Origin of the sequence: Providencia sp. PROV032 (assembly GCF_028484875.1) — a bacterium.
In the GTDB taxonomy this organism is placed as follows: Bacteria; Pseudomonadota; Gammaproteobacteria; order Enterobacterales; family Enterobacteriaceae; genus Providencia; species Providencia rettgeri_E.
Genome location: NZ_JAMPSX010000007.1, coordinates 19,041 through 35,269, shown reverse-complemented (window position 1 = coordinate 35,269; position 16,229 = coordinate 19,041). Strand labels below are relative to the sequence as shown.

Genomic DNA, 16,229 nt, shown 5'->3' with positions numbered 1-16,229 from the left:
AGCATTCGCAAATTGCAGCAAGATTGTTTAACCTAATAAAATGAGAAATAACGCAGGGACGAAATCGTGGGCAAACTGATTGAAAATTTTAAAAATTGGCTTCATACGGAAACCGCTCCGGTTTATCCTTACCCTGCTATTGATATTCGGCTATCAAAAAAATGCAAATTGCACATTGTGGGTAGTATCCATATGGGAACAGAAAATATGTTTCCTTTATCTGCCACATTACTCGATAAACTCAATTTCGCAGATGCCTTAATTGTTGAGGCAGATATCACTGAGACATCTCCCCCATTTCCTAATGATGCAGCAGAATATCTTCCTGTCGAGCAGCGGTTAACCCAAGATGAATATCATCTTTTTCAACAATATTGTTTAGAGCTCCGCCAATCCCCCGAGCGTTTTGATACCTTACCCTCATGGCAAATTGCCCTGATCCTACAAGCGACGCAAGCTCAAGAACTTGGGCTCAGAGGCCATTATGGTATTGACTACCAACTTATCCGTAATGCGCAATCACAACTCAAACCGATTATTGAGTTAGAAGGAACCGCCTCTCAAGTTGAATTGCTGCTTTCTTTACCTAATAATGGGTTAGCGTTATTACAAGATTCGTTGAACCACTGGCGTGCAAACGCGCGCTCGCTACAGACAATGATAAGCTGGTGGCTAGATTACCAACCCAACAATCGCGCCACTTTACCCAATACGTTTAGCGAAGACATTTACCAAGTATTGATGAAGCAACGAAATGCGAATTGGAGCGAACAGCTTAAGTCACTTCCTGATGGTAACTATGTTGTTGCCGTTGGTGCATTGCATCTGTTTGGTGAAAACAGTCTGGTAGAATATTTGCGAAATTAAGTTATACATAGAAGGCTCAAAATGACCCCAGCCGTTAAATTACTCGAGAAACAAAAAATTTCCTTCACATTACACCCCTACGATCACGACCCAAATGAAAGTAACTTTGGTGATGAAGCCGTACGAAAACTTGGGTTAGATGCCAAACAAGTGTTTAAAACCTTATTAGTTGCACTCAATGGCGACCAAAAAACGTTAGCCGTTGCCGTTACCCCTGTTTCAGGGCAATTAGACTTAAAATTAGTCGCCAAAGTATTCAAAGTGAAAAAAGTAGAAATGGCTGATCCGCAAGTTGCGCAAAAAACAACTGGGTATTTACTCGGTGGCATTAGTCCATTGGGCCAAAAAAAGCGCCTGCCAACGGTGATTGACGACCAAGCTCAGCAATATGCCACACTGTTTATTTCAGGTGGAAAACGTGGGCTAGATATTGAACTTGCGCCTAACGATCTCGCAAAAGTACTGAATGCAACCTTCGCGGAAATACGGAAATAGCATTGCACTTTGATGATATTGGGGATTATTGGGTAGTATTAAACTAAAAAGCCCCACTGTGAAATAAAGTGAGGCTTTCAAGGTAATAATGGTTTAATTATTTATTATTATAAATAATTTCACCTTTTGGTTCATAATCTGCCGCTTTCAGAGGGGAATGCTTTTCAATATACCCTTTGAGAACTTCTGCATCGACAAAACCGGTATTAACGTAATTAGGGTGGTTGTCAATTTTTGGATAACCGTCTCCACCAATCGCATTGAAGTTCAAAGTTGCCATACGATAGGTTTTCTCTGGGTCAACTGGCTTACCATCAATTTTGACATCACTAATCGTGCCGTCTTTATTCAACGTTAAGTTCACATTGTAAAACTGGCCATACGCCCCTGCATCTGGTTTCATGTTTGCAACCGCAGTCAAGTATGGGATCACTTCATCGCCTTTGAAATCCACATAAACTAACTCATTGGCAAACGGCTGAACTTTAAGAACATCTTTATAAGTGATATCGCCACTTTCGATAGAGTCACGAACACCACCACCGCTCATAATCGCGAAGTCTGCCCCTGCGCGTTCTTTCTGTGCGGCTAACAGAAGGTGCCCCATATTGGTTTGAACAAAACGTACTTTGCTGCGATCGCCTTCGAGTTTACCTTCAACAGATCCCACTTTAACGCTTAGTTGCTTGTCACCTTTTTCTTGATAAGGTGTCAGTAATTTCATCATATCAGGGTTATGAGCAATTTCTTGCGTATAGTAAACTCGCTCGCTAGTTCCATCTTCTTTTGTGACTTTTTTCTTCAAGTTAATTGGGATTAACTGGTAATGCTTCAGGGTAAACTTACCGTTTTTAAATTCAAAATCCGCGCGGCCAACATATTTACCCCATTCATGGGCTTGAACAATCCAAGTCCCATTTTGGTTATCTGGTGCACATGGTGTACCGGGTACATAGTCTTCTTGTTTGTAGTTTTTCTTTTCTTGAGACATACAAACAGGATCTTGTGAGTGACCACCCACTATCATATCTAAATAGCCTGCGGGTAAGCTGCGCGCCATTTCGACATCGCCTGGGGCATTGGAGCCATGATTGCCATCGTCATAGTGGCCCATATGCGTTGCGGCGATGATAATGTCTGGTTTCTCTGTCGCACGGAGCTCTTCAACCACTTTTTTGGCTTCGTCCGCAGGCACACGGAATTCAACATCAGGGAAGTTAGCAGGGTTACCGATACGCACGGTATCGTCGGTTGTCAGCCCCATTACTGCAATTTTCACACCTTGTTTATCAAAAATTTGGTAAGGTTTGAAAAGGCGTTTGCCTGTGCTGGTTTGATAAATATTGGCTGATAAAAACGGGAAAGTTGCCCATTTTTCTTGCTGACGCAGTGTTTCAAGTGGGTTATCAAACTCATGGTTTCCTAATGCCATCGCATCGTAACCCACTAAGTTCATTCCTTTAAAATCGGGTTCTGCATCTTGTAAATCAGACTCTGGTACACCGGTATTAATATCACCACCAGAGAGCAATAAAACACTACCCCCTTGTTTAGCGACTTCGTCACGGATTTCATCAACCACCGTTTTTTGCGCGGCTAAACCATATTCTCCATGGTCGTTGTGCCAGAAATGGCCGTGATGGTCATTGGTATGTAAAATGGTAATATTGTATGTTTTGTCTTTTTCCCACGCATTTGCCATAGTCGCGGGTATTAACGCTAACGATACCGTTAATGCGCATACGGATGCCTTAAATGCAAGTTTCATACATTTCTCCCTGCTGATATAGGAATTTTTATTCAGTCATATTAGATTATAGTTTGTCACTACCTGCTGTTTTATAGCACAAAAATATGATCAGGATTTGATACCTATTGCAGAATAAGAAATTCGTTTCATAAAAATGAGATCATCATCAAATAATTAACCGGCACTAATTATTCACGTGATTTATTTATTCATTTAAATAAATTGTATTTCAGTTATATTGATAACAATTATGTAACACAGAAAGTTGATAATAATATGAGTGAGCAAACCACAAACCCTAGCAACCCAAGCCCGTCAAAGCCATTAAACAAAACGGGAAAAACGGTTTTTAGTATCCTAACGGCGATCAGTGTCTCTCATTTACTTAATGACATGATCCAGTCACTGATTTTAGCAATTTATCCTTTATTACAGTCTGATTTTTCATTAAGTTTTGCCCAAATAGGGATGATCACCCTCACTTATCAGATTACGGCATCATTACTTCAACCCATTATCGGCTATTATACTGATAAACACCCGCAACCATATTCTCTACCAATAGGTATGAGCTTTACGTTAACGGGATTAATATTGTTAGCAATGGCAGAAACCTTCCCGACCATATTACTTGCTGCAGCACTTGTTGGTACGGGCTCTTCCGTGTTCCACCCTGAATCTTCACGCGTTGCTCGTATGGCTTCAGGAGGACGACATGGCCTTGCACAATCCTTTTTCCAAGTGGGTGGTAACTTAGGGGCCTCCCTTGGGCCATTACTTGCAGCGCTGATTATTGAACCTTATGGAAAAGGCAATATTGGCTGGTTCTCACTGGCGGCTCTACTTGCAATTGTTATTTTGCTGCAAGTCAGTAGTTGGTACAAACACCAACACCGTGCCGCAAGTAAAAAGCCGATCAGTGCGGGAGATGTTAAAGTCTTACCACGCAAAGTCATTGTTGGTTCTTTAGCTGTCCTGTTAGTTCTAATTTTCTCCAAATACTTTTATTTGGCCAGTATTAGCAGCTATTACACCTTTTATTTGATCGATAAATTCGGTGTTTCTGTGCAAAATGCGCAAATTCATTTGTTTGTTTTCTTATTTGCCGTTGCCGCTGGCACGATGATTGGCGGGCCAATAGGTGATAAAATAGGGCGTAAGTACGTTATTTGGTTCTCAATCCTTGGTGTTGCACCATTTACCTTAATTTTACCCTACGCATCCCTCTATTGGACTGGGGTACTGACTGTCATTATTGGTTTGATTTTAGCCTCTGCATTTTCGGCTATTTTAGTCTACGCACAAGAGCTAATCCCCGGCAAAACTGGCATGGTATCAGGGTTGTTCTTTGGACTCGCATTCGGTATGGGGGGCGTTGGCGCAGCAGTTTTAGGCCATATCGCTGACCAGACCAGTATTGAACAAGTTTATCATTATTGCGCTTTCCTACCATTACTTGGGATTTTCACAGTATTACTGCCAAATATTGGCAATAAATAGATTTATTTTCTTATTTTACCCATACTTACACAAAAATAAGTATGGGTCTTTCCATCCATAATCCAAACAAATTTCAGATAAAAATCCCACAAACACAGCGCTTGTAACGATTTAGCACCTTTAAGCTGTCTTTTTTTTAAAAACATTTCATTTTTTTAAGGAAATTTATCTCAAAAAAAGTTAGAATATAAAAACATGCAAATTGCATTTTAAAATGAAGGTCTCATTTTAAAAGTCAACGGCATGTACCCACCTTTCTATTTTTATATTCACCAGAGGAGACTAAATGGAGCATTCAACGCCCTTAATTACAACCATTGTTGGTGGTCTCGCCCTTGCATATTTGTTAGGTATGATCGCGCAGCGATTAAAAATTTCCCCTTTAGTTGGCTACCTTGCAGCCGGTGTCCTCGCAGGCCCATTTACTCCCGGGTTTGTCGCTGATGCAGCGCTTGCCCCTGAACTTGCTGAAATCGGTGTTATCTTACTGATGTTTGGGGTTGGCCTACACTTTTCATTAAAAGATTTACTTGCTGTTAAAGCTATCGCTATTCCAGGTGCCATTGCACAAATCGCAGTAGCCACTTTACTGGGTCTTGGCCTCTCTATGCTATTTGGCTGGGGAATATTTACAGGTGTTGTATTTGGCCTATGTTTATCCACCGCCAGTACCGTGGTATTACTACGTGCTTTAGAAGAACGTCAATTAATTGAAAGTCAGCGTGGGCAAATTGCTATCGGCTGGCTGATTGTTGAAGACTTAGCCATGGTCTTAACACTTGTTCTACTGCCTGCCGCTGCCGCTATTATGAACACGGATGACGCAAGTTTCAGTGAGCTCGCATTAGGCCTTGCATGGACAATTGGTAAAGTAGTTCTATTCATATTCATTATGATTGTCGTGGGTCGTAAAGTGATCCCATGGATTTTATCGCGTACCGCATCAACCGGTTCTCGTGAACTATTTACCCTTGCGGTTCTTGCTCTTGCATTAGGTATTGCCTATGCCGCTGTGGCAATTTTTGATGCTTCATTTGCCCTCGGTGCGTTCTTCGCAGGGATGGTATTAAATGAGTCTGAACTCAGCCATCGCGCTGCACAAGACACTCTGCCATTACGTGACGCCTTTGCTGTTCTGTTCTTTGTCTCGGTTGGGATGCTATTCGACCCAGTCGTGTTAATTGAACAACCTTTAGGGATTTTAGGGGTTCTGGCCATTATCATTATTGGTAAATCTGCAGCGGCCTTGGTTCTTGTCAGGATGTTTGGGCACTCACGGCGAACAGCGCTAACCATTTCCGTCAGTTTGGCGCAAATCGGTGAGTTTGCCTTTATCTTAGCTGGCATGGGCTTGACCCTTGGCGTGATGGATAAAGACGCTCAAAACTTGGTATTAGCGGGGGCAATTGTCTCTATTATGCTAAATCCTGTGTTATTTAGCTTATTAGATAAATACCTTGAGAAAACCGAGACTATCGAAGAACAACTGCTGGAAGAGACTTTGGAAGAAGAAACTCAAGTTCCTGTCGATATCTGCGGCCACGCTATCATCGTCGGTTACGGCCGAGTCGGTGGCATGCTTGCAGACAAACTACGCAGAAAAGAAATTCCTGTCGTTGTCGTTGAAGATACCCGCGCTCGGTTTGAGGAACTTGCTGAAAATGGCTTTAGCGCAATTTTAGGCAATGGCGCAAATAAAGATATCATTAGCCTTGCACGTATTGAGTGCGCCAAAACATTGCTTTTAACCATTCCGAATGGTTATGAAGCTGGGGAAATTGTCGCAACAGCAAAAGAAATGAACCCAGATATCACTGTGATTGTTCGCGCCCATTATGATGATGAAGTCAGTTTTATCAAAGAACGAGGGGCTGAGCATATCATTATTGGTGAACATGAAATTGCTAAGTCCATGGCAACACTCATGTGCAATGATGTGGAAGAGTTCGGTTGTTCTATCGATGATTTTATTGATAACGACAATAAAAAAGTTGAAGGCAAAAACTTAGATGAATATCTAAAACCTAGCCACTAAACACCACCCTATTTTTAAAGCCGTAGCCTTTGGGTTACGGCTTTTTTACGCAAACTTTTTGCTCATCTCTTAGGTAGTATTCCGTAAACATAAATCATCTAGGAACTTACCGAATGAAAAAAACAGTTTTACTTTCTCTATTAACCTTGCTTGCTTCATCTGCTTATGCCGTTGAAAACTGTAGTGATGAACAACGGAATATGCATGATGATAATTTGCATTTGATGACGCAAAAAATCGTGTATGGCCCTATCAAAACAATTAAAACCGTAAACTATAGCTCAGCCCATACAGGTTCATCCTTAGACAGTAAAACACTTAAAATGGCATTTTTACCTTGCGGTGAACTAGAAAGCTATCAAAGTGAATCAAAATGGTTTTTAAATGGAGAGCTCAATTCATCACTGAAAAGAACAATCCAGAGAAAACCAACTTATCAAATGGTGAACCTGATTTCATTAGGTCAACCCGTGCAGAATATGGAAAGCAAGTTCACTTTTGAACAAGATCCATCCGGCAAAATATCAGCAGTCAAAACTCAAGATCAGGCAGGCAAAGACTACACTGTCACTGCTAAGTATAACAATGGCAAAATAGATTCGACAAAAGGGTTTTCTGAAGGGATGGAGGTGTTTTACCAATATTCTTATGATGACCAAGGTAGGTTAGCCGCTATTCATGGAAATTCAGGGCGTGATACTCGCCAATTTACTTATGACTCTGATGGCTTCTTTCAGAAAGAAACTCGGACAATTAAAATTGATACTGATGAGATAACTACCATTATTGAATGCCTAGAAACTGATAAATATGGTAATTGCTTAACTGAAACAGTAACCAATTCACATAGTAGCCAGCCAGCCCCTTTAATTGAGACGTTTAAATACCAGTACCAATACTATTAAAATTAATTAATATTCCACAAAAAATCCATGACGATAAAACGTCATGGATCATCAAGATAACTATAAATAAACGTTATTCTGCCATTTGTAGTTTAAACTCATCCCCTGTCCAAACTGGCAATCCTTGGTCTTTAAAAAATTGAATTTCCGCTGCTACACCACCACTTTTTTCCCAGCCTGGTAATGTCAGCACAATTAAACCATCACAGCGCTTTAGAAATTCCATATCAATAGAAGACCAAGCAACCTTTTGCCCTTGTGAGGCAAGGTATTGGTTAATAGGATGGGTCATCGTGATTTGGCTGTAAGTAGCGATACCTTTAAGCGCAAGCTCCGCCGCAAATTTGGTACACTCTTGGAAGCGCATTTCCACAACATTGCTATCAGGGTCTGAATAAGGGCAAGCAATAAAATAGAGGCTCATAATAATTCCTAGTATTGGCGTTAATCAAATTTTAGGTAAAGTAACCCTATGAAAAATAATTAAATATATTTCATAGGGTGTGTTTATAATTGAATGATAATAATTAAAACTTATTCAACATCCGCAACAATAATCTTCGTTTTAGGGTGTTTTTTATTTTCAGGTAATTTAAATTCTTTGCTAGTTGTCACCAAATAATCAATATTTTCCCAACTCGTCACAAAATTAATCGCATGCTTATTGGCCTTTGTGCCATCCGCTAGTACCATTAATTTATCGCTATTTTCCATCATCTTTTGCGCAATTGCAGCTTCATCGACGTGCTGGTCCATCACACCATGCAGTGCGTGTATCGCCCCTGCGCCAATCACGGCGTAATCAGCAAAAAATTCAGCAATATTTTTTAGCGCAATCGCACCTAAGCACGCGTTTTGCGCTGCATTAAATTGCCCACCAATCAAAATTGTTTCGATGGTTGAGTTTTCTTGTAACGTATTTGCCAATAAAGGCGAATTCGTAATGACGGTTAAATTATCAATCAACTTGATTCTTTGGCTAAATTCAAAGGTGGTTGTGCCAAAATCAATAAACAATGTGTCTCCGGGTTTTATTAGCTCAGCCGCTTTTGCTGCAATCGCTTTTTTCTCATCAACCGCGGCTTGTGCTCTTTCCGTAAAATTACGCTCAAATTTTGACTGGATATTGACCGCCCCACCATGGACTTTTTTCAGTAACTTTTGTGTTTCAAGTTTACTAAGGTCACGACGGATAGTTTCTTGCGCGACATTAAAATGTTTTGCAAGCTCCTGTACGTAAACCTGCCCTTGAGTAGAAAGTAGCTCAATGATGGTTTGATGACGTACTTTTGAGGAACGTCCCTCACACATAGTTTAATCCTTCTTAACCATTTAACTTTCCAGCACTATACAACAGTGATACTAATTTCAGTAGCGTCCCGTTGTATTTTTGTTAAATCAATATTTTTCAGTAAAATACGTCGTGTTGGTAAACAGCGATGGCGTTTTTCATATAACAGGGTATTTCCTGCCATAACTCGAATAGTTCCGCTCACGGGTTGTTCAACTTTGATATTAAAATCAATTTGTCGCACTGATAAATTATCAATATCAATACATGCAGGAACACTAAAACAAATTTTCGAGTCAAACTGCACAGGAATATGTTGGGTTTCTTTTAATTGTTGTTGATGATGATTTGCTAATAAATCGTCTGCTATCCGCCCCCCTGTCACTAAGCCTTCTTGATAACATTGGTCGCCCATATCGGCCGGATGCAACATATTGCCCGCAGCATAGTAACTGGCATCTGAGCAACGTCCATATTGGTCTGTTACCGGTTTTCCTGTCGCCGCATCAAACCCCAAATGACTTTTACGGATTAACGTGTTTTCACCGACAAATTGCCCGGTAAAAATGACCGAATCACACATAATTTTGTGGCTTTTACCTTTGGTTTCAACAATCACATATTCCACGCGATCTAATCCACCAATCTCCGTAATCTTACTGTTTAGATGAATGGGAGTCCCCATTGCCTTGGCAAATAACGTCGCGGGTTTAAAGGCTAAAATCCGTTCGCCACTTTCAATCATCGCTTGGGCTTTAACGCCTGCGTTTTTTAATGTCCATAGCGCCGAAAAACTCACTAATTCACTGCCAACTATCACAGGATTACGGCAAGGCTTCTTACCATTTAAATAAACAAATTGCTGTAATGCCCCTGCCGTTAATACCCCTTGAGGGCGTAAGCCGGAGACCAAACGTGGGTGGCGTGGTGTTTCTCTTACCCCTGTTGCTATCAGAACCCGCTTAGCTTGCATTTCAACAAGGCCTTCTGGTGTTGAAACCGTTAGTTTTCCATTAGGCTGTAATGCCGTTACCGTACTACGGGTGAAAATCGGCGTATTTCCCAGTTGATTGACAATTTTTTCAGCAAATTGATTGCCTTTCATTGGGCGTTTGAATGCGAGTATGCCAAAAGTTGGGTGTTGGCAATGACGCGGAACACCGCCTGCCTGCGCTTCACGTTCAATAATGGCAATATTTTGAATACCGCGACGACGCAAAACCTGTGCCGCAGCAACACCAGTAGGACCCGAGCCAATGATAATCACATCATAATTTAAACTCATTTTACGGCCTCCACTGCCAGTGTGTGGTCGAAACGACCATTAATGATTTCAGCCACCTGGCTACTACAATAAAACCCATTACAGCGCCCCATCATCACTCGCGTTCTGCGGCGTAAAGCGCCTAAACACTCGGGAGGAATATCCGAATCAAATGCGGCTTCAATCTCCCGCTGAGTCACTAATTCACAATGGCAAACAATACCGCCATTGCTTTTGCATTGGTAATCCCGTTGATGATATTCAGAAATCATTGGCATAGTGGGCCAAATGAGCGCTTCTGGCGGTGATAATTCAAAAAGTGGTGTGAAGTTTTCTTGATACAATTTACCAAGATAGCTCGCCACACCTAACGCTGAGGTTAAGCCTGTGGAACGAATTCCCCCCGCACATATCCACTGCTTTTCAGGGTAATCATTAATGCGGTAATATTTTTCTTCTGTCGCAGGACGTAACCCCGCATAGGTTGCGGTCACACTGTAATTGTGCAATGAAGGTAACATACGCGAACCTTGAGCAATTAAGTCCTCAAGGACTTCCTGTTTTACCTCAGCTTTCCAACGGTCATCTTGTTCTTCCGCTGTTGGGCCAAGTAAGAGGTTGCCAAAGATGGTTTTTGATAGCAAAACACCTTTTGTGATAGCCGTTGGCACAGGCAAGATAATCGCATTGATATCTGCCGCTGCGGCTTTATCATAAACAAGAAACTGCCCTTTACGTGGTTTTATTTGAAACGGTGATGGGTGGCAAATGGATTCAACAATATCCCCATTAATTCCTGCACAGTTAATGACTAAACGGGCAGAAAACTCACCTTTTGATGTGGTTAAATTCCATACTCCATCATTAAGTGCTCCGCCGCTTACCTCACAATGAAAACGGTATTCAGCCCCATGTTTCACAGCTTGAGTTAAATACGAAAGCGGTGTACTCCATGGGTCGATAACCGCCTCACCGGGAACAGAAACGGCTGCTAGAGCACCTTCCGCTAAATGTGGTTCTCTACGATAGAGCTCTTCTTTATCAATAATTGCCACATCTAATACATTGTTAGTATGCGCTTGTTCGACTATCGCAGGTAATTTACTGAGTTGCTCATCATTCCATGCAACCACTAATGCTCCTGTTTCAAGAAGAGGTAAATTCATTTTTTCTCTAATTTCAATGAATTCACGATACCCTTCTTGCATGCACTCAAGCTCTAGACTCCCTGGTGTGGCGTCAAAACCTGTATGTAATAGCGCACTATTTGCCTTACTTGCTCCCGAAAGGATGTCACCGCCACGTTCGAGTAACAACGTGTTGGCTCCCATCAGTGTGAATTTGCGTGTCACTGCACAGCCAATGACACCACCGCCGATGACAATGACATCCCAAATTTTTTTATTATTAATATCCATGGCTGAGATCCTTAACTTAAAACTTGCACACATAAAACCACATAATTCCCACAATCACAATAAATAAAACAACACAAAGCACAACAACAACCAAAAACTTACTCACATTGTTACTTTATTGTGATTTTTGTCACATTAGTGAAACTTACTGTGAGTTTTTTGTGGATTTTATTTCCGATTGAACGATAGTAAGCAAAAAAACAGACCTATTTACAACATTTATAACACTGGGAACATTGTGATGCTCAATCAACGTTATGCGGCTATCGATCAGGGAACAACGGGAACCCGGGTCGTTGTCTTTGAAGAAGGCGGCCATTATCACTCCCCTATGAGCATTCCTCATAAGCAAATCACATTAAATAGTGGTTGGGTTGAACACGACCCAGAGGAAATACTGGCAAACATCATTAAGTGCTTACACAGTTGTGAAGTTGTTGATGCTATTGGGCTTTGTCACCAAGGTGAAAGCATTGTGGCATGGGATGCGGACAGCAAGCGCCCTTTATACAATGCCATTGTCTGGCAAGACTTACGGACAGAAAAAACTATCTCAATGCTCAAAGAGGCAGGATTAGAGCCACTGGTGCAATCTAAGTCGGGATTACCTCTCGATCCGTATTTTTCCGCCAGCAAAATGGGGTGGATAATTGAAAATGTCGTCGGCGCGAAAACATTAGCGGATAAAAATAAACTGCGTATCGGTACGATGGATGCTTTTTTTCTCGACCGCTTATGTGGCGTATTCGTCACCGACTATAACTCTGCATCTCGAACGTCATTACTCAACATTCATACCTTGGAATGGGACCAAGAGCTATGTGACATTTTTGGTGTTCCCATCCACTGTTTACCGCCTATTAAGGACAATATTGGTGACTTTGGCGCAATAAATCTCGATGGGCATCTCACACCAGTCACCGCCATTATTGTTGACCAATTTGCAGGCACATTTGGCCATGGTTGTCGTGAAAAAGGCGATGCAAAAATTACCTTCGGTACAGGCGCTTTCTTACAAGCATTGACTGGCACCGATATTCCACAAACTCATCACAGTGGTTTATTACCCACACTCTGCTGGAAGTTCCCCAATCAGCCCCCTGTCTTTGGGTTAGATGGCGGCGTATACAACGCAGCATCAGCCATCAATTGGGCTCGTAAAATCGGTTTATTTGACTCATTCGATGAACTCGGTGATTTCAGGGCTGAATCCGCTATTAAACGTGGTCTCGCCTTTGTCCCTGCGCTATCGGGTTTAGGGTGCCCATACTGGGATCGCAGTGCCGCAGGTCTCTGGGCTGGGCTTTCATTAGATACTGACAAAAAAGACATGATGCAGTCCGTCTTGGAAGGTATAGCAGCACGCTCCGCTGAAGTTATTTTTGCAATGGAAAAAATTTCACCACTAGGCCAATCAATCTCAGTCGATGGAGGGCTTTCTTCAAATCAATATTTTAAGCAGTTTTTAGCGAATTTATTACAAAAAGACATTGAAGCACCAGCAAACCGTGAAGTCACCGCACTAGGCGCAGCCTTGCTGGCTCGCAAAGGCATCGGTATCACTCACGAAATGGCGGTAAGACGCAACGCGACTGTGACGCATCCTGATGGAACGAACATGCAAGGTGTGATGGAACAATATCACGACATCATTGCCCGTTCTCGCCAATTAAGACACTAAAATAATAAAAGGAAACCCTACCATGGCTGAATTCGGAAATTACATTATTTATTTGATTATGTGCGGAGCCATCATTGGCGCAGTCGCATCCATTGTGAAACCAACCAGTGAACTGGGGAAAGAGTTTGTTAACGGGATCTTTTCTATCGGCCCCGTATTTCTTGCTCAAGCGGGGATCATGGCTGCAGTTCCACTACTCTCACAGTTAATATCTTATGTACTCGGCCCCGTGTTTTCATCGGTCGGGTCTGATGTTTCAATCGCGGCTTTATCCATTATTGCCGTCGATATGGGGGGCTACCAATTAGCGGATGCCTTAACCACTAATCGAGATATGTGGATCACCGCAATGTTGATCGGCTATACCTCTGGGGCCACCATTGTTTACCTGATCCCAGTAGGGTTAACAATGTTAAATCGCAAAGATCATAAATACCTTGCACTTGGTGCAATGGCTGGGTTGATCTCAATACCATTTGGCGTACTAGCTTCACTGCTATTAATTACGTTCAATAATATTCCAGTCAGGGACATTATTTCTACGAACTCACCAGCGGCACATCAATTAACCTTAGATTTCTTTACCATGTTGCAATACTTGATGCCGCTGTTTGTATTCTGTTTTTTATTGGCTGCTGGGCTAAAATATCGCCCGATGTTAATGGTAACCGGCTTCCTGATTTTCGGTAAAATCATGGATGCATTCGTCAAATTAGTCTTAGCATTTTCCATTGTTGAGCACTTTACCGGAGTATTCACCAAAGTTTTCGGTGCATGGGGCTTCGACCCACTGTTTGCAGACCAAAATGAGCTATTCCGTGCCATCGAAATTGCAGGTTATATCGGTATTATGTTAGCGGGTACATTCCCAATTTGTTATTTGTTCCAACGCTACTGTAAACCTTTAGTACGTGCATTAAGTAACCGTTTAAAACTGAGTGATACGGGTTCTTTAGGTTTTATTATGGTGATGGCAAACATTATCGCGACTTATCACTTATTCAAAGAAATGCGAGCGAGGGATAAAGTATTATGTGTCGCATTTGGTGTCTGTGCGCAAGCGACCATCGGTGATCACCTTGCATTCACGGCCAATTTCCAACCTACACTCGTTTTGCCTATTTTGCTTGGTAAATTGGTCGGTGGCTTCTTAGCCGTATTTATTGCGATTAAAATTTCAGTACCACAGGCGATGCGTTATGAAGCTGATGATATAAAAGCGGCTGAAATATCCAAAGAAGAAAGTGAACTCGCGGTTGCGAAACAACATTAATTAACATTAATCACACTTATATATTTAAAGATAAAACCCGCTGTATGCTAAATATGAATACTCATAAAGTAGCATACAGCTTTTATTTATTAGCCTAAAAGCAACTAAAATACTCGTCCATTATTAATATTAAACTCATCCATTATTAACATCAAATTCATTAGATAAATTATCTATATTTAGTCATCACGAACTATTATATGGCCCATCTTTAAATGATATTTTTAGATAAATAACTATCAACAATAAATAAAATGCAATAATAACAATTTATAAAAGAGTAATTTATCAAATAACAATTCTCCCAAAATAAAAACACCTCAATAATAGAGATATTGAGGTGCTTCAAGATAAATACCATTAACTTAAATAAGAATCATTTCGCTTTAACGTTCCCAATACGATTCTTCTAGACTATCTTCTTTTTCAGGTAAACCACGAGTCAAGCGAGGTGAATGCTGAGTTAATACTTGATAACTTACACGATTAGCATATTTACACACTTGGGCTAAAGATGAATACGTTAAGTATTGGCGCTCATGTTTACTGGAATTCGGTACATTAGAGCGATGATAAGAATTGGCGGTAATATCGTGAAGTAATGCAGATAAAGCCCCGTCTCCCGCCCCATTCGTGTTCATGATTTTCTCAGGTCCGCCCATATAAGGCTCAATATGCGAGAAAATTCGTAATGGAGTTTGGCAATCTTGTTGGCGCATTGCTCGGCTAAATTCATACAAATTAAATTCTGCAATTGCACCCGGCAATAATGGGTGCTGCGTCGTGCGTTTATAAGCGTCTTCGGTATAGCCAGCCATATACAAGCCAGACGGGCCAGCGGTACATAAAACTAAATCGACCCAGTCTAATGCCATATTAGAGGCAAGTAATGGGTCACTCAGCCCGGTCAGTTCCTGCGCTTCGTCTTCATTCATTGCAACGACTGAAATATGTTCCGCCAAAAAATCACGCCAGAACTGAGGGTCTTGAGCGATGACGAATTTTGTTCCAAGTGTCAACACAACGGGGACATTATGCTTTTTCGCATACGCAATAGCCTGCATCGTCGCATCCGGCATAGTTTCTCCGGGTTTACAGCGAACTAAATAAGCCGTTAATACCAGTGCGGAAGCCCCCGCAATGATATCTTCTGGAATGCTATTTGGGTGCAAGCGGTTCATATGGCCGGGACTGATAGCAAAAGTCCGCTCACCATTTTCAGTGACTAAAGTAAAACAGCGCCCAATCGGGCCATCCACACCCTGTAGAAAATTTAAATCCATACGGCTGGAGGTATGGCATAAATAGCGATAAGCATAGCTGCCAATTTGGATGTTATTGCACATTGCCCCTAATAACACAGATCTGTCATCTGCTAATACTGAATAATTGTGCAGTGTGTTGCCAATCGTTCCACCCGCAAACTCATGAGTAATCAATGCATTATCTGTAAGTTCTTTATATAACGCTTCGGCGGCATCATCTTCAATAACCAGTGAATGCCCCTTACTCAACTGATAGCGTTGAATGAATTCGTCATCCACTTTCGCTTCAATATCGACTAATGTTTGGTCGATACCAACGATATAGGACTTACAATTCTCATCATCTACTAACGTTTCTTTTAAAGGCTGTAATAAAGGATCTCTGAGACTGACAGGGAAATAGTGTTTTGACTTGCGTTGACCGGGGAATTTCATAATTAGAAGATTAACAATGGAACATCGCCCTATTCTAGCACGATAAAATA

General features: G+C 41.5%; 13 protein-coding genes. 7 read left to right on the top strand and 6 right to left on the bottom strand.

All coding sequences use genetic code 11. The features are described 5' to 3' along the window. The first annotated feature begins 66 nt into the window (after positions 1–66). Together PSF42_RS07780 and ybaK are read left to right on the top strand one after the other, a co-directional pair. Complete coding sequence (locus tag PSF42_RS07780) at positions 67–867, top strand: TraB/GumN family protein (protein WP_248466856.1); 801 nt, start codon at positions 67–69, stop codon at positions 865–867. A gap of 21 nt (positions 868–888) precedes the next feature. Then, a complete protein-coding gene (gene ybaK, locus PSF42_RS07775; RefSeq protein WP_125891563.1) occupies positions 889–1,362 on the top strand; it encodes a Cys-tRNA(Pro)/Cys-tRNA(Cys) deacylase YbaK in 474 nt (157 codons plus the stop codon). 97 nt (positions 1,363–1,459) lie between these two features. On the opposite strand, the gene ushA is transcribed toward ybaK, so the two are convergent. Then, positions 1,460–3,130, bottom strand: coding sequence for a bifunctional UDP-sugar hydrolase/5'-nucleotidase UshA (gene ushA, locus PSF42_RS07770; protein ID WP_272679767.1), 1,671 nt, complete (start codon positions 3,128–3,130; stop codon positions 1,460–1,462). Positions 3,131–3,388: 258 nt separating this feature from the next. Between ushA and PSF42_RS07765 the strand changes: the two genes are divergently transcribed. From PSF42_RS07765 to PSF42_RS07755, 3 genes are all read left to right on the top strand, one after another. Continuing rightward, the gene (locus PSF42_RS07765) at positions 3,389–4,612 is read left to right on the top strand and encodes an MFS transporter (protein ID WP_213913904.1); all 1,224 of its coding nucleotides are present in this window, start codon (positions 3,389–3,391) and stop codon (positions 4,610–4,612) included. A 286-nt stretch (positions 4,613–4,898) separates the two neighbouring features. Beyond that, positions 4,899–6,647 (top strand): YbaL family putative K(+) efflux transporter, encoded by a 1,749-nt coding sequence (gene ybaL, locus PSF42_RS07760; RefSeq protein WP_125891566.1) that lies wholly within the window; start codon positions 4,899–4,901, stop codon positions 6,645–6,647. Between the two features lie 113 nt (positions 6,648–6,760). Further along, the gene (locus tag PSF42_RS07755) at positions 6,761–7,552 is read left to right on the top strand and encodes an RHS repeat domain-containing protein (RefSeq protein WP_125891567.1); all 792 of its coding nucleotides are present in this window, start codon (positions 6,761–6,763) and stop codon (positions 7,550–7,552) included. A 73-nt stretch (positions 7,553–7,625) separates the two neighbouring features. Here PSF42_RS07755 and PSF42_RS07750 read toward each other — a convergent pair whose 3' ends face one another. From PSF42_RS07750 to PSF42_RS07735, 4 genes are all read right to left on the bottom strand, one after another. After that, on the bottom strand, positions 7,626–7,976 hold the full coding sequence (locus PSF42_RS07750) for a DUF1937 family protein (protein ID WP_125891568.1): 351 nt from the start codon (positions 7,974–7,976) through the stop codon (positions 7,626–7,628). Positions 7,977–8,086: 110 nt separating this feature from the next. Further along, a complete protein-coding gene (locus tag PSF42_RS07745; protein ID WP_102139387.1) occupies positions 8,087–8,863 on the bottom strand; it encodes a DeoR/GlpR family DNA-binding transcription regulator in 777 nt (258 codons plus the stop codon). A 35-nt stretch (positions 8,864–8,898) separates the two neighbouring features. After that, a complete protein-coding gene (locus PSF42_RS07740; protein ID WP_272679766.1) occupies positions 8,899–10,128 on the bottom strand; it encodes an NAD(P)/FAD-dependent oxidoreductase in 1,230 nt (409 codons plus the stop codon). Next, positions 10,125–11,525: an NAD(P)/FAD-dependent oxidoreductase gene (locus PSF42_RS07735; RefSeq protein WP_272679765.1), complete on the bottom strand. Its 1,401-nt coding sequence runs from the start codon at positions 11,523–11,525 to the stop codon at positions 10,125–10,127. Before PSF42_RS07735 ends, PSF42_RS07740 begins: the two co-directional genes overlap by 4 nt. 241 nt (positions 11,526–11,766) lie before the next feature. Here PSF42_RS07735 and PSF42_RS07730 point away from each other — a divergent pair, with 241 nt between their 5' ends. Then, on the top strand, positions 11,767–13,206 hold the full coding sequence (locus tag PSF42_RS07730) for an FGGY family carbohydrate kinase (RefSeq protein WP_213913901.1): 1,440 nt from the start codon (positions 11,767–11,769) through the stop codon (positions 13,204–13,206). A 22-nt stretch (positions 13,207–13,228) separates the two neighbouring features. Then, positions 13,229–14,479 carry an ethanolamine utilization protein EutH gene (gene eutH / locus PSF42_RS07725; protein WP_125891572.1) on the top strand — a complete coding sequence of 417 codons (1,251 nt, stop codon included), beginning with the start codon at positions 13,229–13,231 and terminating at the stop codon, positions 14,477–14,479. 386 nt (positions 14,480–14,865) lie between these two features. Here eutH and PSF42_RS07720 read toward each other — a convergent pair whose 3' ends face one another. Next, a complete protein-coding gene (locus PSF42_RS07720; RefSeq protein ID WP_125891633.1) occupies positions 14,866–16,179 on the bottom strand; it encodes an inosine/guanosine kinase in 1,314 nt (437 codons plus the stop codon). Between the last annotated feature and the right edge of the window lie 50 nt (positions 16,180–16,229).